Below are 24,242 nucleotides of genomic sequence, written 5' to 3'. Positions count from 1 at the left end.
CGACGATGGCTAGGCCGCTTTCGCCTCGGTCCTCAGGAAGCCCGCGAGCTTGCCTGCCGACAGCCCGGCCTGATGCGCGATCCTTGTCGCCAGCGCGACCGCCGCCGGCCGTGGCTGCCCCATGGGCCGGTCGAGCCAGTAGGAGACCGGGTTGAGCGCCGTGCGCTGGTCGACCCTGACGATCCGCCCGGTATCGACCTGCGCCTGCGCCAGCGGCGGGCGCGATAGCGCCACGCCGAGCCCGGACGCGGCAGCGTCGAGCACAAGATTGTAATCCTCGAAGCGCCGGTCCTGCTGGCGCGGCCGGAAGTCCAGCCCCTGTGCATTGAACCAGGCGCGCCAGCCCGCGGCGTCCGAATCATGGATCAGCGGCTGGTCGAGAAAGCGCTCCGGCTTGCCCTCGCCGATCGTCCTGGCCAGCTCCGGCGAGGCGACGGGATAGCACCACTCCTCGAAGAGCTGCACCGAGACCCGGCCCGGCGTGCCGCCCCGGCCGCAGCGAATGGCGAGGTCGATGCCCTCCTCCTCGAGGTCGACCTTGCGATGGTCGACCTGCAGCATGATCCGCACGGTGGGGTCGCCGCTTTCGAGGCGCTGCCAGCGCGGCATCAGCCAGAGCGAGCAGACGGAAGGCGTCGCGCTGAAGCGCACCACCGCCGTCCCGCGCGGTTCGCTCCAACGGTCGGATGAGTCGGCGAAGACCGAGAATGCCTCCTGCGTGCGCTGGAACAGCCGCTGCCCCTCCGGCGTCAGCGCGACGCCGCGCGCCTGGCGCTCGAACACGCGCAGGCCGAGCCAATGCTCAAGCTTGGCGACCTGCCGGGAGATCGCGCCATGGGTGAGGTTCAGCGCCTCGGCCGCAGCCGAGAAGCTGCCCGAGCGGGCCGCGGCTTCGAAGGCGCGTAGCGTGTCCAGCGGCGGAAGTGGCGAGCTGTGATCCATGTTCACAGCTCGCCATCGAATTACTCGTTTGTCAATCAGCTCGCCGAGGCGCTTATCCGAAGGCGAACCGTCACCAGCCTTTGAGGCCTGCCATGACAACCGTCCCCTCCGCCGCGTCCTCCCGGCCCGGCTCCACCCTCGACGCCATGCTGCTCTTCACCATCCCCTTCACCGTGATCGCCTGGGCCTCCTCCTTCCCGGCGATCCGGGCCGGCCTTTCCGGCTTCGGCGCACTCGAGCTGGCTGCGCTGCGCTTCGCCATCGCCGGCGTGTTCGCGGCGCTCTTCCTGATCGTGACTCGGCCGAAGCTGCCCGAGCGCGCCGATATCTGGCGCTTCCTCACCGGCGGCATCGTCTTCATCGCGCTCTATGCGATCTTCCTCAATCTCGGCCAGCGCGTCGTTCCGGCGGGCGCGGCGAGCTTCATCATCAACACCAACCCGATCATGACGGCGGCGCTCGCCATGCTCGTCCTGAACGAGCGCTTCAGCGCTCTCGCCTGGGCCGGCACCGCGCTGGCCTTCGCCGGCATCGGCGTCATCGCGATTGGCAACGGGCTCGACCTCAATATCGGCGTCAGCGTCCTGCTGATCCTCGGCGCCGCTTTGTGCAACTCGGTCTCGACCGTGGTGCAGAAGCCGCTCTTTGCCCGCCACAAGCCGCTCACCGTCGCAGCGTGGAACATGGCGATCGGCGGCCTTGCCCTGACGCCGTTCCTGCCCGGCGCGCTGGAGCAGTTGCCGGCGGCCCCGGCGCAGGCGATCTGGTCGGTGGTCTGGCTTGCCCTGGTCTCCAGCGTCGTCGCCTACGGCACCTGGGCGATCACCCTCTCGCGCCTGCCGGCCGCCCGCGCCGCCAACTTCCAGTACTGCGTGCCGCCGGCGGCGATGCTGATCAGCTTTGTCTGGCTCGGCGAGGTCCCGACCGCGCTCGGCCTGATCGGCGGCGCCATGGCGCTGGCTGGAGTGGTCCTCGTCAACCTGAAGCGCTGAACCTCATCGTCATTCTCGGGCGGCGCACAGCGCTCACGCGATCCCCTCTCCCCTTGCGGGAGAGGGTTAGCGTGAGCGGTCGCGCGACGCTGATCGCAAGTCCGGCGTCGTATTTTATTGACTGTCAGGACCTGCGCGACCCCTCATCCGGCCTTACGGGCCACCTTCTCCTGCAAGGGGAGAAGGATACGCGGCTCGTCCAGCGCTCGACCGGACAGCCGTAGGTCAAGCTCGGGCACGACCTGCCTTCATTGATCGCCCTGCGCTATCGCTCAGCTCGCGTCGATCCCAGGATCATTGCCGGCGCAGGCGGTCGCCCCCCTCCCAGCGCCGCTGCGCCAAGATATCTTGGCGCAAAGATAATTATCTTGACAGGAAGATACCTCTCGATTAGATATCTTTTCGTCAAGATAACTCAGTCCGCGATCAGCCCAGGGAGGCAGCTATGTTCAACGTCCTTCGGTCCGAAGATCAGCAGCGCGGCGCCAACCGCACCGTGCGCTTCGAGGGTGAGAAGCTCGGCGGCCCGGTTTCGTTCTTCATCGTCGACGCCGAGCCGGGCCAGGGCTCGATGCTGCACGTCCACCCCTATTCAGAGACCTGGATCGTCCGCAAGGGCGAGGCCGAGTTCACTGTCGGCGGCGAAAGGACGCGCGGCTATCCCGGCGACGTCGTCGTCGCTGCGGCCGACATCCCGCACCGCTTCGAGAATGTCGGCGACGGCCGGCTCGAACTGATTTGCGTCCACCCGAACGGGCGAATCCTGCAGCAGAACCTGTGAAATCGCTCAGCAAGGAGACTGACCATGTCCAAGATGATCTTCGTCAACCTGCCCGTCGCCGACATCGGCGCCGCGACGCGCGTCTACGAGGCGATCGGCTGCAGGCAGAACCCGGATTTCAGCGATCACCAGTCGTCGAGCATGGTCTGGTCCGAGACGATCACCTTCCAGCTGCTGACCCGCGACTATTTCGCGACGTTCGTCAGCAAGCCCGTCGCCGACGCCCAAGCCGGGGCGCAGGTGCTGCTGGCGCTCACACTGGCGAGCCGCGCCGAGGTCGACGCCATGGTCGCGGCGGCAGCGGCAGCCGGCGGCAAGGCCGATCCGCGGCCGGCGACCGATTTGGGCTGGCTCTACAACCGCGCCTTCGAGGACGCCGACGGCCACACCTTCGAAGCCGTCTTCGCCGACATGGCGGCGATGCCGGCGGTTTAGCCGCGCCGCGGAGCACTGCATGAGCCGGGTTGGCCCGAGCGATGTCGCGGGCGTCGAAAGCGCCCTGCTCCGTCTGTCACGCCCGGCCTCGACAAGCTGGCAGACAGCCTGTCGCGAACAGCGACCGTGCGATGGTGAAGAGCATAGCGCGCCCAAGGACAATTCCGGGAAGTTCTTGCTCTTTGCGGCTGGACTGAACGGGCGAGTGGCTGCAGCCGCGGAGCGTCATCTGCAGCCACTCGAGTTTGCCCAGTTTCAGCTGACCGATGACGACGCATCTCGCGCTTGGTCGGGTGGTGATTACGCTCAGCCTGATGGAAGTCACCGCTGGGCGAGGCGGCCGCCAAATCGACGCGCCTCGACACGCGCCAGCGGCTGCACCTCGCGGCGTTCCACACGAAAAAGCCGACAGAAAAAGCAGTAGATTTTCACCAAAACTGATCCGGAAAGCAGGTTTCTCTTCAACAAAATCCAAAAAAACTCGACATTTCTACATTCGAAATAAAAATAAACGAACAAATAAATTGACATGCACCTCACAAAATCCTAGAAGTATTTTCGTCGATATTTGCTCGGACGGTTAGTTTTATTTTCGCGCTTCGGCGCGTTTCTGACGAACTCCCCTTTCAAAATCGTTCTGAATCCGCCGAGCATTCGCATGGCGGACGACAGGTCTTGCCAACAGGAGGGTTCTTCAATGACCACCGGCACAGTGAAATGGTTCAATTCCACCAAAGGCTTCGGCTTTATTCAGCCTGACGATGGCAGCCAGGACGTCTTCGTGCATATCTCCGCCGTCGAGCGCGCTGGCATGCGCGATCTTCAGGAAGGCCAGAAGATCGGTTTCGAGGTCGCTCGCGACAATCGGTCTGGCAAGATGGCTGCCGAGCAGCTTCAGGCTGCGTGATCCGGTCATCATTCGTCGCGGTGACCATGGATGTACCGGCACCACTGACTGGAATGATTTCCGAGGAAAGGCCAAGCGAATGCTTGGCCTTTTTTATGGCCTGACCCGGCAATCAAAACCAAATGGAGGCCAATTTGGCTGAACATTCAAGGCAACGCACCGATGCCGACAACAATTTCCTGAAGGTGCAGACACAGGCGCTGGCCCGCAATCGGATCATCTCCGAGGCAGACAGCATCGCTCAGGCCCGAGACGCGAATACTGCGAAGTTGAGGCAGCTGCGGCTGCACAAGGAGGCGCTCGACCGTGAGGCCCAGGCTCTCTCCCCGGCCAAGTCCAAGACACGCCGCAAAATCGTCCCGGCCTGATCGCCTATCGGCGGCGGGCATTCCGGCCCTGGATGGGCAGTGGCCCATCGCGCGGCCTCGGCATGGCCAGGCAGTTGCAGGATGCAATGCAGCCCCGCCCCGTTTCCTTTCTCGAATGACGGTTCAAAAGGCCTGCGGTGACAAGCCGCCGGGACGCTTGTGCTTGCCGAGAGCCGGCTCGCCTCAATCAGCCAACAGCCGCCGCTGCAATTCGTCCCAGAGGGCCGGCGTCTGCGCCGCCAGGATGCCGAAGCCCGGCTCGGCCGGCCTGTAGGGGCGCCCGTCGAAGCGCGCCGCCCGGCCGCCGGCCTCTTCGAGGAAAAGCGTGCCCGGCGCATGGTCCCAGGGCAGGCCGCGCCAGAACATCACGAAATGCTGCTCGCCGCGCACGATCGCCGGATAGTCCTCGCCGGCGCAATGCATGCCCGGCAGGATGGCGGCAAGGTCCTGGCCATTGGCCTGCACCCGCGCCGTCATCTCCGCCGGAAGGAAGCGGGTGAGCACGCCGCCGCGCAGCCCGGTCCATTGCGGCGGCTGTCCCACCCGGACGCGTTTCCCATCGACCCAGGCGCCGCCGCCGCGCTCGGCGACATGGAGCGTCCCGGTCGCCGGGCTGAGCATCCAGGAGGCGATGGGCTCACCCTCGCGCAGCAGCGCCACCATCATCGAGAAGCACGGGCTGCCCTTGACGAAGTTGGCGGTGCCATCGACGGGGTCGACGACGAAGACCGTGCCCTCGCCCAGCTCCTGCAGCAGCTCCGGCTGCGCCGAGACCGCCTCTTCCCCGATCACCCGGGAGCCGGGCAGCAGCGCCGGCAGCCGGAGAGTGAGCAGACGCTCGGCCTCCTCGTCGGCGACCGTGACCTCCTCGCCCGGCGATTTCACCCGGACGTCCGTCTCGCCCAACTTCCGGAAGCGCGGCATCACAACCTCGGCCGCGACCTCGCGCAGCAGGATCGAGACCTGCTCGATCAGCTCCTGCCTCGCCATCGTCAGAAGCCCCGCTGTTCCAGCTCGGCTTCCGCCTCGGTGATATAATCCCGGATCACCGGCACGGCGCTCTTGTGCGGGCCGAGCAGCAGCTGGAACACCATGTCGCCGCCGATATCGAAGGAGATCGAGCAGGCGGAGAGGTAGAACTCCCACATACGAGCAAAGCGCTCGCCCAGCATGGTCACCACCTCGGGCCGGTGCGCCATGAAGCGCTCGCGCCAGGCTTCCAGCGTCCAGTGATAGTGCCGGCGCCAGAACTCGCAGTCGGAATGCCAGAGGCCGGTCTGCTCGACGGCGGCAAACACCTCCGACAGGGCCGGGGCATAGCCGCCGGGGAAGATGTACTTGTCGAAGAACGGGCCGGTGAAGCCGGGTGGGCCGACCCGGCCGATGCAGTGGACCAGCGCGATCCCATCGGGGGTGAGCAGGTCGCGGATCTTCTCGAAATATTCGAGGTAATGCGCGACGCCGACATGCTCCATCATGCCGACCGAGACGACGCGGTCGAACGTCCCGGTCAGCTCGCGATAATCCTTGTTGATGAAGCTCACGGCATCGCCGACGCCGGCGGCTTCCGCCCGCTTCTGCGCCGCCGCCATCTGGTCGGGCGAGACGTTGAGCCCGGTCACCTTCGCCCCGCAGGCCTTGGCGAGATAGATCGAAAGCTCGCCCCAGCCCGAGCCGATATCGAGCACGCGCATGCCCGGTTCGATCTTCAGCTTGGCGGCGATGTGGCGGAGCTTGGCCTTCTGCGCGGCTTCGAGCCCGACCTCGGGGCTGTGCCAGTAGGCGCAGGAATAGGTCATCGTCTCGTCGAGCCAGAGCCGGTAGAACTCGGTCGGGATGTCGTAGTGGTGCTTGACCTTCTTGCCGGCGATGCCGAGCGGATTGTGCATCCGCCAGCGCCGGATCTTGAAGCGGATCTTGCGGATCGCCGCCTGCAGCGGGTGCTTGCGCAGTTCGCTGCGCTGGATCCAGAACAGCGTCAGCAGGTCATGGATGGTCGAACCGTCCTCGAACTCGATCCGCTGGTCCATGTAGCCTTCGGCCAATGCCAGCTCGGGATTGAGGAAGAGCTCGCGCTCGATCTTGGTATCCTTGAAGCGCACCGTCACCTCGCCGGCGACGACCGGCTTGCCGGCGAAGGTGAACTCAGTCCGCCCCGGCCCGAAGACATGCCGCGTTCCGTCCGGCGCGATCACGGTCAACCGGCCCTTGCGGATCGAGCGCTTCAGGAGTTTCGGCAACAGCAGCATGGTCGGGCAGGCTCCGGTCGGTCGCGCGCAAGCTATTGGCTCAGCAGCCGTGCCGTAAACCCCGCAGGCAATCAACCTGCTCTGCACGCGCAGCGCAGCCATGCTAAGGGCTAGCCGCGAAGGCGACCCTCGAAACGGAGACCCGATGTCCTGGCGTGATTTCTGGAATGGCGAGCATGCGATCTACGTTTCGGATCGTCACAAGGCCCTGCATTACCGCCGCATCGCGCAGGATATCGCCGCCGCAGTGCCCTCAAAGGACGCAAGCGTGCTCGATGTCGGCTGCGGCGAAGCGCTCTCGGCCGATCTCGTCGCCGCGGCGAGCGGCAGGCTGATCCTGTGCGAAGCTGCTCCGACCGTCCGCGAGAAACTGAGAGCCCGCTTCGGCAGGCTCGCCAATCTCTCGGTGGTCTCGCCGGAAGAGGTCGAGGCCCTGCTGGATGATTCGCTCGACCTCGTCGTCGCCAATTCGCTGATCCAGTACCTCGGCGAGGATGAGCTGAAGCGGGCACTGTCGACCTGGCTCGCCAAGCTCAAGCCCGGCGGCAAGCTCATCCTCGCCGACGTGATCCCGCCCGACCTCTCGGCCTTGACCGATGCGACCGAGCTGCTCGGCTTCGCCTGGCGCGGCGGCTTTCTCGTCGCGGCGCTCGGCGGCCTCGTCCGCACCGTCTTCTCGGACTACCGCAAGCTGCGAGCGCAATACGGCCTCTCGACCTACAGCGCCGTCGGCATCACCGCGCTCATCGAGGCCGCAGGCTTCACCGGCGTCACGCGCATTACGAATTTCGGCCATAACCCGCACCGCATGGCATTCTCGGCCAGGAAGCCGCTGGCGGCGGAGGTTCCGACGCGATGACCTCGCTCGCGCTCGCACTCACCGTCGTCACCTTGGCTCTCGCCGGCGCCATGGCCGGGTTCTTCTACGCCTATTCGATGTCGGTGATGTGGGCTCTGGATGCGGTCGATCCGAAAGCCGCGATCGCCGCGATGCAGAGCATCAACATCGTCGTCCGCAACGCCATCTTCTTTCCGGCCTTCTTCGGCACGCCGGTGGTCGCGCTGGTCGCGGCTGGCCTATGGTGGAAGCAGGGCGCCGGACAGGTCGCACTGCTGCTCGCGCTCGCCGCCATCGTCTATCTGGCCGGCACCTTCCTCGTCACCATCGTCGCCAACGTGCCGATGAACGAGGCGCTCGCCATCGCCACGATCCCGGCCGATCCCGAGCAGGCGCGGACGCTGTGGCAGGACTATTCCCGTCCGTGGACGCTGTGGAACCATGTCCGCACCGTCGCGAGCTTTGCGAGCCTGCTGCTGGTCGGCTGGGCGCTCTACGCCGCCGGCCAGGCCTGATCACGGAGAACGAGATCAATGCATATCGGCCTCATCGGCGGCATCGGCGTCGCGGCGACGGTGGTCTATTACCAGCGCCTGACCGCGGCCGCGGCGGCACGCGGCGTGCCCAGGCTCGACCTGACGATCGTCCATGGCGAGATTCACGAGCTGATCCGCAACAATCTGGCCGACCGCAAGGCCGAGCAGGCGCAGGCCTTTCTTCCGCTGGTCGCGCGCCTGAAGGATGCAGGTTGCGATTGCGCCGCCCTGTCCTCACTCGGCGCGCATTTCTGCTTCGACGAGCTGGCGGCGCTGTCGCCCTTGCCATTGGTCTCCGCCGTCACGCCGCTCGACGCCTATTTCGTCGAGCAGGGCATCAAGCGCGTCGGGCTGCTCGGCACGCGGGTGGTGATGCGTACCCGCCTTTACGGCCAGCTCGCACATACCGAGGCCTTGGCGCTGGACGACGAGATCGAGACCCTCGGCCAAGCCTACCAGGAGGTTGCCGTGGCCGGCACCTGCTCGGCCTCGCAGCAGGATCTGTTCCTCGATGCCGGGCGTCGCATGATCGCGGCCGGAGCCGACGCCATCGTCCTTGCCGGAACCGATCTCAACCTGGCTTTTGACGGGCAGGATCCGGGATATCGGGTCGTCGACGCCCTGGATGTCCATGTCGCGCTGCTCGCCGACCTGGCGGCGGGGCGCAAGACACTGAGTGATCTCTAGACCCTGGAGCCGCCGTTCACTGCGCCCGATCGGCGAAGGAGAAGAACTTGTGCCCGGCGAAGGTGAAGACCATCACGATCAGCGTGGTGACCACCTGCATCGGCAGATAGGGCAGACCGGCAACCTTGACGAAGAGGTGCATCAGCAAGCCGGTCAGCAGGAAGCCGCCGAAGGCGATCAGGCCGAAACGCCAGCTCGCCTCGCCATGGGTGCGGGTCGCCTCGAAGGTCAGCCAGCGGTTCAGCAGGTAGGAGACGACGCCGCCGAGCACGAAGCCGGCGAGCGAGGCGGCAACCGGATCGACCCGGCCGAGCTCGACCAGCCCGATCAGCAATCCATAATGCGCCACTGCCGCCATCACGCCCGAGAAGGCATAGGCGATGACCTGGCGCGTTTGGCGGGGAAGGCGGTTCAGCATCCGGGATGCCTATACCCCGGATACTGAATGGAAGCCTACGGCTATTCAGCCTGCATCGCTGCCGGCGAGATTGGCCGGCATGCCTTCGACCGGCAGGTCGAGCGCCTGCTTCAACGTCTCGAGATTGTACTCGCGGATGCGGCCGTTGGTGGGGTCGCTGACATAGGCGCTGCCGCCGACCACCGCGAGCGAGGGCGTCGGGGTCTTGGCGCCGTACTGGCAGTCGAAGGCCGGCACCGCGTCGAAGCTGGCGAGTTCCTTCCAGGCGGCGACATCATAGACCCTGAGCTTGCCATCCGGCGTCAGATTGGCGAGCCGCCGGCCATTGGTGGAGAGCTCGAACTGGCAGGCCGACTGACCGCCCGGCACCGGCAGGACATCCGCTGTCGTCAGCGATTTGGCGGTCGGATCGACCCTGAGGAGGCCGTCATAGGGCGAGGTCTTGCCGTAGTTGGCGACCATGAACCTGGCGCCGGCCTTCGCCTTGATCGCGCTGATCCGGCGCTCGTCGGGATAGGCGAGCTTGTGCGCGCTGAACTTCGCCCCGGCCTGCGACAGCACCAGCATGCCGCCGCCCTCGCCCTCGGCACAGCCAAAGACATGACGGCCATCGGCTGCGGCATGGCCGTGATAGAGCTTGCAGGAGGCGTCGGGCTTGGCCGGATCGTTGAAGCTGGCGAGCCTGGTCCAGCCACCCTTCGTCCGATCGAGAATCTCGAACCCGTCGGGCCGTGACGAAGCGCTGCGATCCTCGCCCTTCACATAGACCGGGTTCGGCACCGACATCAGCCAGCGTCCCTCGCCGAGCGGCACGACGATGCCGTGCTGCGGCCCCGGGCTCGGCCATTCCGTCAGCGCCGGCTTGTCCTTCGCGAGATCGTTGATCGCGACCAGCACCGCTTTCGCCGTGCTCGGACCGTCCCAGGGGCGGATGCCGTCATAGAACAGCGCGACCTGGCCATGGCCCGAGATGACATGGGCCGGCTTCTGGCCGGTCAGCACAAGGTCGATGAGCTTCACCGGCCCCTTCTCGATGTCGTTGTGGTCGCCATGCGACTCGATCGTCAGGCCGGTGTCGAGGAAGCGGAGCGTGCCGGCATCGTCGCCGGTCTTGATCACCACGAAGCGGCCGCCCTGCGCGGTGGCGAAGCCGGGATTGGCCTTGGGCACGTCGAAGCTGTGCGTGACCTCGCCGCTGTCGAGATCGAGCACGCGCACGACAGGTTTCTCGTGGTCGGCGAAGACCAGACGGCCGCGCAGCACGGCATGGTCATGGGCGAGCGCCGGCAGGCTCGACAGCAAGGCCGACATGGCGAGCGTGGACAACAGGGAAAGCGGACGCATTCTGGGCTCCAAAGCGAACGACGGAAAAGGGCGAGGTCTCAAGCGGCATCGGCCCGGCGCCAGGCCGGGAACGGATCGGGCAGGTCGCGATAGCGCTCGGGCTTGAAGGCGATAGTCGGGGTCTCGCCGAGCAGGCAGGCGTCGAGCCCGGTGCGGATGGCCTGTTCGTCCATCCCCGCGCCGATGAAGACCAGCTCCTGCCGGCGATCGCCCCAGACCGAGTGCCAGTGCCGGTTCAGGATCGCCTTCCATTCCGGATGGTCGGGCCAGCGCGGGCGCGGCACCGCTGCCCACCAGAAGCCCATCGCCTCGGTCCGGCAGATCGCGCCGGCAAGCGACATCTCGCCGACCCATTCGGGCCGCGTCGCCAGCCAGAAATGGCCCTTGGCCCGGATCAGACCTGGCCAGCTCTGCGCCAGGAAGGCGTTGAATTTCTCGGGGTGGAAGGGCCGGCGCGCCCGGTAGACGAAGGAGGAAATGCCGTACTCCTCGGTCTCCGGCACATGGTCCTTGAAGCCGTAGAGTTCCTTGTGCCAGAGCGGGTGCTCCTGCGCCTTCTCATGGTCGAACAGGCCGGTATCGAGGATCGCGTCCAACGGCGCGCGGCCGAAATCGGCCTCGATCAATCGCGCATCCGGATTGAGCGCCCGGATCACCAATTTCGCCTGCGCCACCGCCTCTGGCCCGGCATCGGCGACCTTGTTGAGCACGACGACATCGGCGAACTCGATCTGCTCGACCAGGAGATCGACCAGCGTGCGCTCGTCGCCCTCGCCGGCCGTCTCGCCGCGCTCGCGCAGGAAATCGCGCGAGCCGTAGTCCTTCAGCAGGTTCACCGCATCGACCACCGTCACCATGGTGTCGAGCCGAGCGAGATCGGAGAGCGAGAAGCCGTCCTCGTCGCGGAACTCGAAGGTCGCGGCGATCGGCAGCGGCTCGGCGATGCCAGTGCCCTCGATCAGGAGGTAGTCGAAGCGCCCGTCGCGGGCGAGGCGGCCGACCTCGGCGAGGAGATCGTCGCGCAAGGTGCAGCAGATGCAGCCATTGCTCATCTCGACCAGCTTCTCGTCGGTGCGCGAGAGATCGCCGCCGCCGGCTCGGACCAGGTCGGCGTCGATGTTCACCTCGCTCATGTCGTTGACGATGACCGCGACCTTGCGGCCTTCGCGGTTGTTGAGGACGTGATTGAGCAGCGTCGTCTTGCCGGCGCCGAGAAAGCCGGAGAGCACGGTGACGGGAAGGCGGGAGTCCATATCGGAGCTCATGTTTTGTTACGTTGTAACATTTCATAGCGAGAGCGAATTGCTGACGCAAGGCTGCCGTGCAGGCGCGTCGCTGGCCTTCCACAGCACGCGCCCTAAGCTCACCCTCCCGCGCTGTTGGAGGAGCCCGCGCCATGACCGAGATCGACCTGCTGGTCCGCGCCGAATTCCTCTATCCGCTCAGCCCCGGCCTGCCGGTCATCCCCGATGGCGAGGTCGCGATCGCCGGCGGGCGCATCCTCCATGCCGGCCCGCGTCAACCCGAGGGACATTGGGCACCGGCCCGCACCCTCGACGGCACCGGGCGGGCGGTTCTGCCCGGCTTCGTCAACTGCCATTCGCATGCGGCGTCATTGGTGTTCCGCAGCCAGACCGACGACCACGCCGCCAAGGCGGCGCTGCTCGAAGTCGCCTTCCGGATGGAAAAGGACATCACGGAAGATGAGTGGGCGCTGCTGGCGGAGGCTGGCTGCGCCGACATGCTCCAGGCCGGGATCACCACGATCAACGACATTTGGTACGCGCCGCACCGGCTCGCCGACACGGTCGAGGCCTGCGGCCTGCGCGCCCAGATCGCCCACAAAGTGTTCGATGTCCGCCTGCACGAGCTCTGGCGTGGCGACTACACCCACCATCCCGACATCGGCGAGGAACGCCTCCGCGATGGCATCGCCTTCGCCGAGCGCTGGCACGGCGCCGCCGACGGCCGCATCACCGCGCGCATCGGCACCCACGCCACCGACACCTGCTCGGCCGAACTGCTGCGGACGGCTCGCGCCGAAGCTGACCGGCTCGGCGTCGGCATGCATATCCATGCCGCCCAGAGCATCGCCGAGGTCGAGCAGATCAGGGCGGTCCATGGCTGCGGCCCGCTCGAGTTCCTCAGGGATGTCGGCATGCTCGGCCCGGATGTCGTGCTCGCCCATCTCGTCTTCGCCGGCACTGGCGATCTCGACGCGGTGGAGGAGAGCGGTGCGGCCTACGCGCATTGCCCGACGATCTATCCGCGCCGCGGCCGCTATCCGCCGCTCGAAGACATCATGGCGCGCGGTATTCCGACCGGCTTCGCCACCGACTGGATGCTGAACGACCCGTTCGAGGGCATGCGCAACGCCCTCAACGCGATGCGACTGCGCCTGGGAAGCCCGACTGCTCTCTCCTGTGCCCAGGCGCTGGAACTACACACGATCGGCGCCGCGCGCGTCATGGGACTTCAGGACGAGATCGGCTCGCTGGAACGGGGCAAGAAGGCCGACCTGATCATGGTCGACATCGACCGGCCGCACCTGCAGCCCTATTACGGCGACTATGCCGCGCTGGTCTACTATGCGAGGGGGAGCGACGTGGTGACCAGCATCGTCGATGGGACTGTGGTTGTGGAGGATGGCCGCCCGACCCGCCTCGACCGCGAACGGACGATGGCGCGGATCAGGGAGAAAGTACCCGGCTGGCGCGGCAAGCTGGCGGCGCTCGGCAGCCGGGCGGTGTTCGGGCCGGGATGCCTCTGCTGCGGCTGATCTAGCCGGCGGCAGCCGCCGGTTCAGTGATCAGCCTGCGAACAACGTCCGTCGCGATGTCGAGCAGAGCCCCGGCCGCCGGCGTCCGCGCTCCCGATGCCAGCAGGCGCACCTCGATCGGCGGCAGGTCCGGCAGATCATGCTCGACCCCGACATCGCGAACAGTGTCCGGCAGGCGGTGGCGGGTCCGGACCGAGACGCCATGTCCCGCCCCCAGAGCCGCCCACAGACCCGGCAGGCTCGGCGTCGTCAGCGCCAGCCGCCAGCGCAGGCGCTGCCGGTCGAGAGTCTGGAGCGCGGTCTGCCGGAACAGGCAGGGATGGTCGAACAGCACGAGCGGCAGTTCGGCAGCGCCTGGCCGCCGCATGGTCTCGGCGGCAAGCCAGACCAGTGGCAGCGTCGCGACATGCGTGCCGGCCGTCGATGACCCCGCCTTGAAGAAGGCAAGCGCGACGTCGAGCCGGCCGGCCTGGACCTCCTCCTCCAGCGCGTAGTTGCGGCCGGCTCTCACTTCGAGATGGGAGTTCGGACGTTGCTGCGAGAACAGCCCCAGCACTTCCGGCATCACATCCTCGAAGAAGTCCTGCGGCAGGCCGAGACGCACGGTCGCAGCCCCTGCGCTGTTGCCGATAGCCGCGGCGGCCTCGTCGTTCAGCGCGATGATCTGGCGGGCGTAGCTCAGCAGCGCCTCGCCGGCCTCGGTCGGCACCAAACCGCGCCCGTCCCGGCGGAACAGCGGACGCCGCGCCTGCTCCTCCAGCTTCTTGAGCTGCATGCTGATCGCCGATTGCGATCGGCCGAGTTGCGTGGCGGCGCGGGCGAAGCTGCCGAGTTCGACCCCGACCACCATCGCCCGCAGTGCGTCCATATCGAAATTCGCCGACATCGACCCGAATTCCTGAAGTCAGACTTAAGATCATTTCGTTATTCGGAATAATCTCGCATTGCTAGCGTCCTGTCCAGCGGCCTTGCGGCCGGACCAGACCATGGAGGACAGCGCATGAAGCCCGATCTGATCGCGCAACTAAAGACGCTCACCACCCCGCATCTGGCAGATGGCTGCCTGCGCTGCGGCGTGCCGATCCGTTTCGCGCCCGCCGGTTTGCGACCGCTCGCGCCGGACATGGAGGTACGCGGCCGCGCCCGCCCCGTGCGCCATGTCGGCAGCATCGACGTCTTCTTCGAGCTGCTCGAGCATGCCGCGCCGGGCGAGGTGATCGTCATCGACAATGGCGGCCGCCTCGACGAGGCCTGCATCGGCGACATCGTCGCGATCGAGGCCAAAGCCGCCGGCATCGCCGGCTTCGTGATCTGGGGCCTGCATCGCGACAACCGCGAGCTCGCCGAGCTCGGTCTGCCCGTCTTCAGCCTCGGCGCGCTGCCGACCGGGCCGCAGCGCCTGCATCCGCGTCCACACGACCTCTTCCGTCAGGCGCTGGTCGGCCAGCACGGCATCGCCGAGACCGACTACGTCGCCGCCGACAGCAATGGCGTGCTGTTCCTGCCCGAAAGCCGGATCGAGGACATCGTCGCGGCAGCGATCGGCTATCGCGAGACCGAGGCGCGCCAGCTCGCGGCGATGCGCAATGGCCGCAGCTATCGCAGCCAGACCCGTTTCGACCAGTACCTGGCGACGCGGGCGCAGAACCCGGCCTACGGCTTCCGCCAGCATCTCAAGGACATCGAGGCCGCCGGCGAGGTCTGACCGCGCCACCGCCCACTTCAGCAAACCAGCGGCATGTCAGCCGCCTCCATCACGAGACATCGCAATGACCAAGCAGATCCGCATCCACGAGACTGGCGGCCCCGACGTGCTGCGCTATGAGGACGCCACGCTCGGCGCCCCCGGCCCAGGCCAGGTCCGCCTGCGCCAGACGGCCGTCGGCCTGAACTTCATCGACGTCTACCAGCGCAGCGGGCTCTATCCGCTGCCGCTGCCCAGCGGCATCGGGCTGGAGGCGGCCGGCATCGTCGAGGCGGTCGGCGACGGTGTCGCCGACCTGCGGCCGGGCGACCGCATCGCCTATGCCGGCGGCCCGCCCGGCGCCTATGCAGACGCGCGCGTCATGCCGGCCGGCCCTCTGGTCAAGCTGCCGGACGCAATCAAGGACGAGCAGGCCGCGGCGATGATGCTGCAGGGCCTCACCGCCTATTACCTGATCCATCGGACCTATCGCGCCAAGCTCGGCGACACCGTGCTCCTGCACGCCGCAGCCGGCGGCGTCGGTCTGATCGCCTGCCAATGGCTCAGCGCGCTCGGCGTCACCGTGATCGGCACCGTCGGCAGCGAGGAGAAGGCGGCGCTGGCGCGCGCCCATGGCTGCGCCCATACGATCCTTTATCGCGACGAGAACATCGCCGAGCGGGTCCGCGACATCACGAATGGTGCCGGCGTTCCGGTCGTGTTCGATTCGGTCGGCAAGGACACCTGGGAGGCATCGCTCGACAGCCTGAGCCCGCTCGGCCTGATGGTGAGCTATGGCAACGCCTCGGGAGCCGTGCCGCCCTTCGCCGTCGGCCAGCTTGCCAGCAAGGGCTCGCTGTTCGTGACGCGGCCGACGCTCGCGACCTATATGGCCAGGCGCGAGGACCTCGAAACCGCTGCCAACGCTTTGTTCGCCGTCGTCGCCGATGGCACGGTCAAGATCGCGGCGCTGCAATCTTATCCACTCGCCGATGCTGCGCAGGCGCATCGCGACCTCGAGGCCCGCAGAACCTCCGGCTCGACGATCCTCATCCCATAACGCCGCCCCTCGGGCGGGCCGCGGATCAGACGTCGATCTTGATCCGCGGCACCGACGGGTCGCGCCGCGCCGTCTCGATCACGCTGTCGAGCAGGCCGGGGAAGCGCCGGTTGAACTCCTCGCGGCGGATGCTGAGGAAGCGCACCGTCCCCTCCGCCCGCGAGCGGGTGATCCCCGCCTCGCGCAATTTGGCGAAATGGTAGGAGAGCAGCGAGGGCGAGGCGAGCTCGGTGAAGGCGCCGCAGCGCGCCTTGTCGACCTCGTCGCAATCGGCGAGCGAGACCAGGATGCCGAGCCGGATCGGGTCGCCCAGCGCTGCGAACACGTCGGCCGGCACGACGTCCTCGATCTCTGGGTGGAAGAGCTGCTTCATCACCTCCGGCTTAATTGCATCGGCCGCTCCTGACAAGTTTCAATGATCCTTGAATTTAGGATTGACTCATGGTCGGCCGACGCCCATGATTCAACGATCATTGAAATAGTCGGCAACTCCCCACGGAGCGCTCTGCCATGGACATCCGTCTCCTTCTGCTGGCCGGCGGCGCCTTCGCCATCGGCACGGGCAGCCTCGTCATCACCGGCATCCTGCCGAACCTCGCCGCCGCCTTCGGCGTCAGCGTCGACACCGCCGGCCTACTGATCTCGATCTTCGCCATCGCCTACGCCATCGGCTCGCCGGTGCTCTCGACCCTGTTCGGCAATCTCGACCGCAAGCTCGTGCTGGTCGGCTCGCTGACGGTCTTCACCCTTGCCAATCTCCTCGCCGCCTTCACCAGCGACTTCGCCTGGCTGATGCTGGCGCGCATCGTCATGGCGCTCGGTTCGGGCGTGTTCATGCCAGCGGCGAACGCTGTCGCGGTGGCGCTCGTCCCACCGGAGCGCCGGGCGCGCGCGATCGCGCTGGTCACCGGCGGCATGACCGTCTCGCTGATCCTCGGCGTGCCGCTCGGCACCGCCGTCGCCACGCTCGGCTGGCACTTCGCCTTCCTGGTCGTGGCGCTGTTCGGCGCGCTCGCCCTCGCCGGCCTCGTGGTCAAGATGCCGGCCGGCCTGCCGCGCGGTGCCAACACGCTCGCCGAGCGGCTGCAGGTCGCGCGCCGCGGCGACGTGCTGCTCGCACTCGGCACCACCGCGCTTTGGACCACCGGCGCCTTCACGCTCTACACCTATGTCGCGCCCTTCCTCTCAGCCCATGCCGGCATCTCCGGCCATTGGCTGAGCGCGACCCTGGTGCTGACCGGCATCGGCTCGGCACTGGGCAACCAGCTCGGCGGCCAGGCCAGCGACCGCTTCGGCCCGGTGCCGACGCTGACCTTCGTCCTGACCCTGCTCGCAGCCTCGCTCGCGGCCGCCTCGCTCGTCGCAGTGACGCTGCCGCCGGCGATGGCGATCTTTGTGCTGCCGGTGATCCTGATGGTCTGGAGCGGCGCCGGCTGGGCCGGGCATCCCTCGCAGATGTCGCGGCTCGCCTCGATGGCGCCCGATGCGGTCGTCGTCGCGCTTTCGCTCAACGCCTCGGCGCTCTATATCGGCATCGCCGCCGGCGCGGCGCTCGGCCAGCAGGTGCTGCGCCACGGCGCGACCTCGGAGCTCGGCTTCGTCGGGGCGGCCTGCGAGCTCGGCGCACTCGGCCTGCTGCTGATCGCGACGCAGCGGCGCAAGGCGGCGGCGCGCGAGGCCGCCCGCGTCAGTGAGATCGCGGTCGCGCCCACCGTGCGCTGATGAGCACTGGCCGACCGACCACTCAGCCCGCTCGCCGTCACGGCGGGCGGGTTCTGCTCATCCGTCGTAGCCGGTCTCAGGCCCTGACCTCGAACACCATGTTGAACGGCGTCTCGGTGGCGCGGCGGAACCGGGTGAAGCCGGCGTCGAGCGCGACCTTGCGCAAACGCATCTCGCCGGCCTGCGCGCCGAGCCCGAGCCCGACCTCCTGCGAGAGCGAAGCCGGCGTGCAGATCATCGTCGAGGCCCCGTAGAAGATCCGGCCCACGGGATTGAGGTTCTGCTTGAGATTGTCGTGGGCAAAGGGCTCGACGATCATCCAGGTGCCGCCCTGCGCCAGCGTCTCCCTGACATGGCGGCCGGCCCCGACCGGATCGCCCATATCGTGCAGGCAGTCGAACATCGCGACGAGGTCGTAGCTCGCTGCCGGGAAGTCCTTGGCGCTGGCCCGCTCGAAAACGATGCGGTCGCCGACGCCGGCCTTGTCAGCCGCCTCCCTGCCCGTCTCGATCGAGGGACCGTGATAGTCGAAGGCGTAAAAGCGCGATTTCGGATAGGCCTGCGCCATCAGGATGGTCGAGGCACCATGGCCGCAGCCGACATCGGCGACGACGGCGCCCGCCTCGAGCTTGGCCTTGACGCCGTCCAGCGCCGGAATCCAGCTGCTGACCAGATTGGTGTTGTAGCCCGGCCGGAAGAAGCGCTCGGTGCCGCGGAACAGGCAGTTGCTGTGCTCGTGCCAGCCCAGTCCGGCGCCGGTCCGGAAAGCCTCTTCGACCTTGGGCTCGTCGACCCACATCGACTGCACCACCTCGAAGGCCCCGGCGAAGAAGGCCGGGCTGCTCTCCTCGGCAAAGGCCATGGCCTGCTCCGGCGACAGGCTGAAGCTGTCGCTGCCCTCGTCATAGTCGATGTACTCGGCCGCCGCCTGGGCCGAGAGCCATTCGCGGACATAGCGTTCCTTGAGCCCGGTCCGGCTGGCGAGTTCCGCCGCCGTCACCGCCTTTCCGTCGGCCATCGCCTTGTAGAGTCCGAGCTGATCGCCGAGGACGATGAGCGAGCCGGTGACGCAGGCTCCGACGTCCCCGACGAGACGTCCCACCAAGGCATCCAGCTTTTGCGGGTCGGATTCACGCATGGCCAAGCTCCTCTGGTTGGGGAGGGCGTGGCCGGGCCTGACGCGAACCGGCTCGACGCCATCGCGAAAGCCGATGCTATACCCCGCCGGTCACCACTCAACTGCGCAAAGGGAGAAACGCGCCACCTCTGCGCGCATGACCTGTGTGCGCATGACAGGAAGCAGCGCTTTCCGCTTCCCCCCGCCGCCTCCCCCGTCTATAGCGAGCGCCTAGCATTCATCTTCTGGCGCTCGCTGGCCCCCGCTCCTTTCGATCGGACGGGTCATGCGCGCCCGCACGGAACCGGTCGAGACCATGCCCAAGCGCACAGACATCAAGACGATCCTGATCATCGGCGCGGGCCCCATCATCATCGGCCAGGCCTGCGAGTTCGACTATTCGGGCACCCAGGCCTGCAAGACGCTGAAGGCCGAGGGCTACCGCATCGTCCTGGTCAACTCGAACCCGGCGACGATCATGACCGATCCGGAGCTGGCCGATGCGACCTATGTCGAGCCGATCACGCCGGAGATCGTCGCCAAGATCATCGAGAAGGAGCGCAACGTCCTGCCCGGCGGCTTCGCCCTGCTGCCCACCATGGGCGGCCAGACCGCGCTCAACTGCGCGCTCTCGCTGCAGAAGTTGGGTGTGCTGGAGAAGTTCGACGTCGAGATGATCGGCGCCACCGCCGATGCCATCGACAAGGCCGAGGACCGCGAGCGCTTCCGCGAGGCGATGACCAAGATCGGCCTCTCGACGCCGCGCTCGCACCACGTCAAGACGCTTGGCGCCGCACTCGACGCGCTGGAAGATATCGGCCTGCCGGCGATCATCCGGCCGTCCTTCACCATGGGCGGCACGGGCGGCGGCATCGCCTACAACAAGGGCGAGTTCATCGACATCGTCGAGCGCGGCATGGACGCCTCGCCGACCAGCGAGGTGCTGATCGAGGAGAGTGTGCTCGGCTGGAAGGAGTACGAGATGGAGGTCGTCCGCGACAAGGCGGACAACTGCATCATCGTCTGCTCGATCGAGAACATCGATCCGATGGGCGTCCACACCGGCGATTCGATCACCGTCGCCCCGGCGCTGACGCTGACCGACAAGGAATACCAGATCATGCGCGACGCCTCGCTGGCGGTGCTGCGCGAGATCGGCGTCGAGACCGGCGGCAGCAATGTTCAGTTTGCCGTCGATCCCGAGACGGGCCGGATGATCGTCATCGAGATGAACCCGCGCGTGTCGAGGTCGTCCGCCCTGGCATCCAAGGCCACCGGCTTCCCGATCGCGAAGGTCGCGGCACGGCTTGCCGTCGGCTACACGCTCGACGAGATCGAGAACGACATCACGGGCGGTGCGACACCGGCCTCGTTCGAGCCGACGATCGACTATGTCGTCACCAAGATCCCGCGCTTCGCCTTCGAGAAGTTCCCGGGCGCCGAACCGACCCTGACCACCGCGATGAAGTCGGTCGGCGAAGCCATGGCGATCGGCCGGACCTTCCAGGAGTCGCTGCAGAAGGCGCTGCGCTCGCTGGAGACCGGCCTCGACGGCCTCGACGAGATCGAGATCGAGGGTATCGGCCAGGGCGACGACAGGAACGCGATCAAGGCAGCGCTCTCGACGCCGACGCCGGACCGCATCCTGCAGGTCGCCCAGGCGATGCGCGCCGGCTTCACCGACGAGCAGATCCATGAGAGCTGCAAGATCGACCCCTGGTTCCTGGAGCAGATGCGCGGCATCGTCGACGCCGAGGAGAAGGTCCGTAAATGCGGCCTGCCGCAGACGCCGATCGCCTTCCGTCAGCTCAAGGCGATGGGTTTCTCCGACAAGCGCCTCGCGGCCGTCGCCGGCAAGAGCGAGGCCGAGGTCAAGGCCCTGCGCCGCTCGCTCAAGGTGCGCCCGGTGTTCAAGCGCATCGACACCTGCGCCGCCGAGTTCGCCTCGCCGACCGCCTATATGTACTCGACCTACGCCATGCCTTTCGCCGGCGCGCCGGCCGACGAGGCCAAGCCGTCGGACGCCAGGAAGGTCGTCATCCTCGGCGGTGGGCCGAACCGCATCGGCCAGGGCATCGAGTTCGACTATTGCTGCTGCCATGCCTGCTACGCGCTGCGCGACGCCGGCTACGAGACCATCATGGTCAACTGCAATCCCGAGACGGTCTCGACCGACTACGACACCTCGGACCGGCTCTATTTCGAGCCGCTGACGGCCGAGGACGTGCTCGAGATCCTCGAAACCGAGAAGCAGGCCGGCACGCTGCACGGCGTCATCGTTCAGTTTGGCGGCCAGACCCCGCTGAAGCTCGCCCATGCGCTGGAGCAGGCCGGCATCCCGATCCTGGGCACCACCCCCGACGCGATCGACCTCGCCGAGGACCGCGACCGCTTCAAGCGCCTGCTCGACAAGCTGCATCTCAAGCAGCCCAAGAACGGCATCGCCTACTCGGTCGAGCAGTCGCGCCTGATCGCAGCCGAGCTCGGCCTGCCCTTCGTGGTGCGCCCGTCCTATGTGCTCGGCGGCCGCGCCATGGCAATCATCCGCGATGAGGTGATGTTCGAGGATTACCTGCTCGGCACCCTGCCCTCGCTGATTCCCTCCGAGGTCAAGGCGAAGTACCCGAACGACAAGACCGGCCAGATCAACACCGTTCTCGGCAAGAACCCGCTGCTGTTCGACCGCTATCTCTCGGATGCGATCGAGGTCGACGTCGACTGCCTCTGCGACGGCAAGGACGCCTTCATCGCCGGCATCATGGAGCATATCGAGGAGGCCGGCATCCATTCCGGCGATTCGGCCTGTTCGCTGCCGCCGCGCTCGCTGTCACCGGAGCTGATCGCCGAACTCGAGCGCCAGAGCAAGGCGATGGCGCTCGCCCTCGACGTCGGCGGCCTGATGAACGTGCAGTACGCCATCAAGGACGGCGAGATCTATGTGCTCGAGGTCAATCCGCGGGCCTCGCGCACCGTGCCCTTCGTCGCCAAGGTGATCGGCCAGCCGATCGCCAAGATCGCGGCGCGGCTGATGGCCGGCGAGAAGCTCGCGAGCTTCGGCCTGAAGCAGGAGAAGCTCGAGCATGTCGGCGTGAAGGAGGCGGTGTTCCCCTTCGCCCGCTTCCCTGGCGTCGACGTCCTGCTCGGACCGGAGATGCGCTCGACCGGCGAGGTCATCGGCCTCGACCGCTCCTTCGACGTCGCCTTCGCCAAGAGCCAGCTAGGCGCCGGCTCGAAGGTCCCAGTCAAGGGCACGGTCTTCGTCTCGGTCCGTGACGAGGACAAGCCGCGCATCCTGCCCTCGATCGCAGTCCTGGCCGAGCTCGGCTTCCAGATCGTCGCGACCGGCGGCACGCTGCGCCTGCTCCAGGAGAACGGCATCCGCGCCAGCAAGATCAACAAGGTGCTGGAAGGCCGCCCGCACGTCGTCGACGCGATCAAGAACGGCGAGATCCAGCTCGTCTTCAACACCACCGACGGTCCACAGGCGCTGGCGGACTCGCGCTCGCTGCGCCGCGCGGCCCTCTTGCACAAGGTGCCCTATTATACCACCTTGGCCGGAGCGATCGCCGCGGCGGAGGGCATCAAGGCCTATTGCAGCGGCGATCTCGAAGTGAGGTCGCTGCAATCCTATTTCGCCCGCGCCGCCTGACCGGCCGCGCGGCGAAGTAGTTTTTCGACGATCGGGAGCGGTGCGGGCGCGTTGGCAAAAGCTGGCGCGGTCGTCATCGCTTTTCATAACTGGGACGGAACGATGGACAAGGTTCCCATGACGGCCGGCGGTTTCGCCGCCCTCGAAGTCGAGTTGAAGCAGCGCCAGCAGGTCGAGCGCCCGCGCATCATCCAGGCGATCGCCGAGGCGCGCGCGCTGGGCGACCTGTCGGAGAATGCCGAATACCATGCTGCCAAGGAGGCCCAGTCGCTCAACGAGGGCCGGATCATGGAGCTGGAATCGCTGATCGGCCGCGCCGATATCATCGATATCAGCAAGCTCGGCGGCGACACGATCAAGTTCGGCGCCACCGTCACGCTGATCGATGACGATACCGAAGAGAAGAAGCTCTATCAGATCGTCGGCGAGCCGGAATCGGACGTGAAGTCCGGCAAGGTCTCGATCGGCTCGCCGATCGCGCGCGCTTTGATCGGCAAGAAGGTCGGCGATTCCGTCCATGTCAACACGCCGGGCGGCGGCAAGTCCTATGAGGTCGTCAGCGTCGCCTTCCGCTAGAGCCGGATCCGATCAGATCGACTCAATCGGGTCGGTGAATCCGTCTCTCACTTTGAATTGGAGACCGTGTTACCGATCGACTTGCGGTGCAAGTTGATCGGAACCGGCTCTAAGCGGCGCTTGTGACTTGGCCAGCCCGGCGGCAGCTCCTAGATTAGGGAACTGCCTGCCGGAGACCACGCTATGACCACGCGTCGCGCATTTCTCACCGGGTCCGCCACTCTCGCCGCTAGCGGGCTCGTTTCGTTTTCGGCTTCCGCTCAGCCCGTCTCGATCGGCGCGATCAAGGTCGATGCCCGCAGCCTCGGCCCGCTCGGCTGGGGCGAGAACGCCCCGCGGATCGGCCGAGCCTTCGAAAGCCGGCTCGCCAGCGAACTTCTGCCGTTGCGTCGCCGTGGTGGCCCGACCTTGCACGTGACCGTGCGCGGGCTCTGGCTCGGCGCGGGTGTCGGCGGCGGCATGCCCGGCGACGGCGGCGGCGGCAGCGACGACAACATGGTGAGCATCATCGAGGTCGCCGATCGCGGCCGCCCGCTCGTCAGCCGCGAAATCCGTTCGATGCTGCCATCCAGCTCCGGCGGCGCCTGGTATCGCCCCGATGTTGACCAGCGCCGCATCGCCGCGCTGCTCGAAAACAACGCCCAATGGATTCGCCGATATCTCGGCGCCTGAGGCTATGCTCGCACGCCGCACCATCCTGACTGGTCTTGCCGCAGCCCTGCTGGCTGGCTGCCAGACGGCCGTGCAGACCGCCTCCCCCGTCGCGATCGGCGCGATCCGTGTCGATACCGGGCCACTTGCGGCAAAGGGACAGAGCGCCACCGCGGCCGCAATCAGGCCGATGCTGGAGAGCGAGCTCGCCAGCCTGCGCAGCGCAGCAAGGCACAGCGCGACCCTGCACGTCACCGTCACCGGGCTTTACCTGACGAGCTATGCCGGCGGGCAGTCCGCCACCCTCGGCAACGACACGCTCGAAAGCGAAGCGGTGCTGGTCGGCACCGACGGCCGCGAGCTTGCCCGCTATCCCGTGATGTCCATCATGGCGCCGAGCTTCAGCGGCGCCTGGTATCTGCCGGATATCAACCAGCGGCGGATCGACGCCCTGGTCGCAAACAACGCGCAATGGATCAGACGGGCGCTCGGGCGTTGAGCGACCGC

The 24,242-nt window shown here is 66.9% G+C and carries 26 protein-coding genes; 17 read left to right on the top strand and 9 right to left on the bottom strand.

The window, feature by feature from the left end; all coding sequences use genetic code 11:
- Positions 1 to 9: 9 nt before the first annotated feature.
- Positions 10 to 942 (bottom strand): LysR substrate-binding domain-containing protein, encoded by a 933-nt coding sequence (locus tag V7S63_RS09680; protein WP_336530056.1) that lies wholly within the window; start codon positions 940 to 942, stop codon positions 10 to 12.
- A gap of 92 nt (positions 943 to 1,034) precedes the next feature.
- Between V7S63_RS09680 and V7S63_RS09675 the strand changes: the two genes are divergently transcribed.
- The 6 genes from V7S63_RS09675 to V7S63_RS09650 all read left to right on the top strand — a co-directional run bounded on the left by V7S63_RS09675 (position 1,035) and on the right by V7S63_RS09650 (position 4,425).
- A complete protein-coding gene (locus V7S63_RS09675; protein WP_336530055.1) occupies positions 1,035 to 1,934 on the top strand; it encodes a DMT family transporter in 900 nt (299 codons plus the stop codon).
- 445 nt (positions 1,935 to 2,379) lie between these two features.
- The gene (locus V7S63_RS09670; protein ID WP_326875180.1) at positions 2,380 to 2,715 is read left to right on the top strand and encodes a cupin domain-containing protein; all 336 of its coding nucleotides are present in this window, start codon (positions 2,380 to 2,382) and stop codon (positions 2,713 to 2,715) included.
- A 24-nt stretch (positions 2,716 to 2,739) separates the two neighbouring features.
- Positions 2,740 to 3,150: a VOC family protein gene (locus V7S63_RS09665; RefSeq protein WP_336530054.1), complete on the top strand. Its 411-nt coding sequence runs from the start codon at positions 2,740 to 2,742 to the stop codon at positions 3,148 to 3,150.
- Between the two features lie 266 nt (positions 3,151 to 3,416).
- Positions 3,417 to 3,734, top strand: coding sequence for a hypothetical protein (locus V7S63_RS09660; protein WP_336530053.1), 318 nt, complete (start codon positions 3,417 to 3,419; stop codon positions 3,732 to 3,734).
- A 113-nt stretch (positions 3,735 to 3,847) separates the two neighbouring features.
- On the top strand, positions 3,848 to 4,057 hold the full coding sequence (locus tag V7S63_RS09655) for a cold-shock protein (protein ID WP_076441136.1): 210 nt from the start codon (positions 3,848 to 3,850) through the stop codon (positions 4,055 to 4,057).
- A 134-nt stretch (positions 4,058 to 4,191) separates the two neighbouring features.
- Positions 4,192 to 4,425 (top strand): hypothetical protein, encoded by a 234-nt coding sequence (locus V7S63_RS09650; protein WP_100964046.1) that lies wholly within the window; start codon positions 4,192 to 4,194, stop codon positions 4,423 to 4,425.
- Positions 4,426 to 4,608: 183 nt separating this feature from the next.
- On the opposite strand, the gene V7S63_RS09645 is transcribed toward V7S63_RS09650, so the two are convergent.
- Both V7S63_RS09645 and V7S63_RS09640 read right to left on the bottom strand, forming a co-directional pair.
- Positions 4,609 to 5,415, bottom strand: coding sequence for an inositol monophosphatase family protein (locus V7S63_RS09645; RefSeq protein WP_336530052.1), 807 nt, complete (start codon positions 5,413 to 5,415; stop codon positions 4,609 to 4,611).
- Between the two features lie 2 nt (positions 5,416 to 5,417).
- Positions 5,418 to 6,674, bottom strand: a complete 1,257-nt coding sequence (locus V7S63_RS09640) for a cyclopropane-fatty-acyl-phospholipid synthase family protein (RefSeq protein WP_336530051.1) — start codon at positions 6,672 to 6,674, stop codon at positions 5,418 to 5,420.
- A gap of 145 nt (positions 6,675 to 6,819) precedes the next feature.
- Here V7S63_RS09640 and V7S63_RS09635 point away from each other — a divergent pair, with 145 nt between their 5' ends.
- Genes V7S63_RS09635 through V7S63_RS09625 form a run of 3 tightly spaced genes read left to right on the top strand, consistent with a single transcriptional unit; the run spans position 6,820 to position 8,735 of the window.
- Complete coding sequence (locus V7S63_RS09635) at positions 6,820 to 7,533, top strand: class I SAM-dependent methyltransferase (RefSeq protein ID WP_336530050.1); 714 nt, start codon at positions 6,820 to 6,822, stop codon at positions 7,531 to 7,533.
- Positions 7,530 to 8,027 carry an anthrone oxygenase family protein gene (locus tag V7S63_RS09630; RefSeq protein WP_336530049.1) on the top strand — a complete coding sequence of 166 codons (498 nt, stop codon included), beginning with the start codon at positions 7,530 to 7,532 and terminating at the stop codon, positions 8,025 to 8,027. Before V7S63_RS09635 ends, V7S63_RS09630 begins: the two co-directional genes overlap by 4 nt.
- Before the next feature lie 18 nt (positions 8,028 to 8,045).
- A complete protein-coding gene (locus V7S63_RS09625) occupies positions 8,046 to 8,735 on the top strand; it encodes an aspartate/glutamate racemase family protein (protein ID WP_336530048.1) in 690 nt (229 codons plus the stop codon).
- Positions 8,736 to 8,751: 16 nt separating this feature from the next.
- Here V7S63_RS09625 and V7S63_RS09620 read toward each other — a convergent pair whose 3' ends face one another.
- From V7S63_RS09620 to zigA, 3 genes are read right to left on the bottom strand one after another with little or no spacing between them, the layout of a single operon-like run.
- Positions 8,752 to 9,153, bottom strand: a complete 402-nt coding sequence (locus tag V7S63_RS09620) for a GtrA family protein (RefSeq protein ID WP_336530047.1) — start codon at positions 9,151 to 9,153, stop codon at positions 8,752 to 8,754.
- Between the two features lie 45 nt (positions 9,154 to 9,198).
- Entirely contained in the window at positions 9,199 to 10,497 is a 1,299-nt protein-coding gene (locus V7S63_RS09615; RefSeq protein WP_336530046.1) for a YncE family protein, read from the bottom strand.
- A gap of 38 nt (positions 10,498 to 10,535) precedes the next feature.
- Entirely contained in the window at positions 10,536 to 11,750 is a 1,215-nt protein-coding gene (gene zigA / locus V7S63_RS09610) for a zinc metallochaperone GTPase ZigA (RefSeq protein ID WP_336530045.1), read from the bottom strand.
- Between the two features lie 143 nt (positions 11,751 to 11,893).
- On the opposite strand from zigA, the gene V7S63_RS09605 reads away from it, so the two are divergent.
- Positions 11,894 to 13,276, top strand: coding sequence for an amidohydrolase family protein (locus V7S63_RS09605; RefSeq protein WP_336530044.1), 1,383 nt, complete (start codon positions 11,894 to 11,896; stop codon positions 13,274 to 13,276).
- Between the two features lies 1 nt (position 13,277).
- On the opposite strand, the gene V7S63_RS09600 is transcribed toward V7S63_RS09605, so the two are convergent.
- Positions 13,278 to 14,162: a LysR substrate-binding domain-containing protein gene (locus tag V7S63_RS09600; protein WP_336530043.1), complete on the bottom strand. Its 885-nt coding sequence runs from the start codon at positions 14,160 to 14,162 to the stop codon at positions 13,278 to 13,280.
- A 114-nt stretch (positions 14,163 to 14,276) separates the two neighbouring features.
- On the opposite strand from V7S63_RS09600, the gene V7S63_RS09595 reads away from it, so the two are divergent.
- Both V7S63_RS09595 and V7S63_RS09590 read left to right on the top strand, forming a co-directional pair.
- On the top strand, positions 14,277 to 14,981 hold the full coding sequence (locus V7S63_RS09595; protein ID WP_336530042.1) for an RraA family protein: 705 nt from the start codon (positions 14,277 to 14,279) through the stop codon (positions 14,979 to 14,981).
- A gap of 64 nt (positions 14,982 to 15,045) precedes the next feature.
- Positions 15,046 to 16,020, top strand: a complete 975-nt coding sequence (locus V7S63_RS09590) for a quinone oxidoreductase family protein (RefSeq protein ID WP_336530041.1) — start codon at positions 15,046 to 15,048, stop codon at positions 16,018 to 16,020.
- A gap of 25 nt (positions 16,021 to 16,045) precedes the next feature.
- On the opposite strand, the gene V7S63_RS09585 is transcribed toward V7S63_RS09590, so the two are convergent.
- Positions 16,046 to 16,429, bottom strand: coding sequence for an ArsR/SmtB family transcription factor (locus tag V7S63_RS09585; RefSeq protein ID WP_244544067.1), 384 nt, complete (start codon positions 16,427 to 16,429; stop codon positions 16,046 to 16,048).
- A 101-nt stretch (positions 16,430 to 16,530) separates the two neighbouring features.
- Between V7S63_RS09585 and V7S63_RS09580 the strand changes: the two genes are divergently transcribed.
- On the top strand, positions 16,531 to 17,742 hold the full coding sequence (locus V7S63_RS09580; protein WP_336530040.1) for an MFS transporter: 1,212 nt from the start codon (positions 16,531 to 16,533) through the stop codon (positions 17,740 to 17,742).
- A gap of 76 nt (positions 17,743 to 17,818) precedes the next feature.
- Here V7S63_RS09580 and V7S63_RS09575 read toward each other — a convergent pair whose 3' ends face one another.
- Positions 17,819 to 18,880 (bottom strand): class I SAM-dependent methyltransferase, encoded by a 1,062-nt coding sequence (locus V7S63_RS09575; protein WP_336530039.1) that lies wholly within the window; start codon positions 18,878 to 18,880, stop codon positions 17,819 to 17,821.
- Between the two features lie 295 nt (positions 18,881 to 19,175).
- On the opposite strand from V7S63_RS09575, the gene carB reads away from it, so the two are divergent.
- The 4 genes from carB to V7S63_RS09555 all read left to right on the top strand — a co-directional run bounded on the left by carB (position 19,176) and on the right by V7S63_RS09555 (position 24,234).
- Positions 19,176 to 22,508 carry a carbamoyl-phosphate synthase large subunit gene (carB, locus tag V7S63_RS09570; RefSeq protein WP_336530246.1) on the top strand — a complete coding sequence of 1,111 codons (3,333 nt, stop codon included), beginning with the start codon at positions 19,176 to 19,178 and terminating at the stop codon, positions 22,506 to 22,508.
- A gap of 102 nt (positions 22,509 to 22,610) precedes the next feature.
- A complete protein-coding gene (gene greA / locus V7S63_RS09565) occupies positions 22,611 to 23,084 on the top strand; it encodes a transcription elongation factor GreA (RefSeq protein WP_091842894.1) in 474 nt (157 codons plus the stop codon).
- Positions 23,085 to 23,267: 183 nt separating this feature from the next.
- Positions 23,268 to 23,756: a hypothetical protein gene (locus tag V7S63_RS09560; RefSeq protein ID WP_336530038.1), complete on the top strand. Its 489-nt coding sequence runs from the start codon at positions 23,268 to 23,270 to the stop codon at positions 23,754 to 23,756.
- 4 nt (positions 23,757 to 23,760) lie between these two features.
- Positions 23,761 to 24,234, top strand: coding sequence for a hypothetical protein (locus tag V7S63_RS09555; RefSeq protein WP_336530037.1), 474 nt, complete (start codon positions 23,761 to 23,763; stop codon positions 24,232 to 24,234).
- The last annotated feature ends 8 nt before the right edge of the window (positions 24,235 to 24,242 follow it).

Origin of the sequence: Allobosea sp. CCNWLY174, assembly GCF_037120455.1 — a bacterium.
In the GTDB taxonomy this organism is placed as follows: Bacteria; Pseudomonadota; Alphaproteobacteria; order Rhizobiales; family Beijerinckiaceae; genus Allobosea; species Allobosea lupini.
The sequence above is the reverse complement of the archived record's forward strand: the minus strand, read 5'-3'. Positions and strand labels throughout refer to the sequence as shown.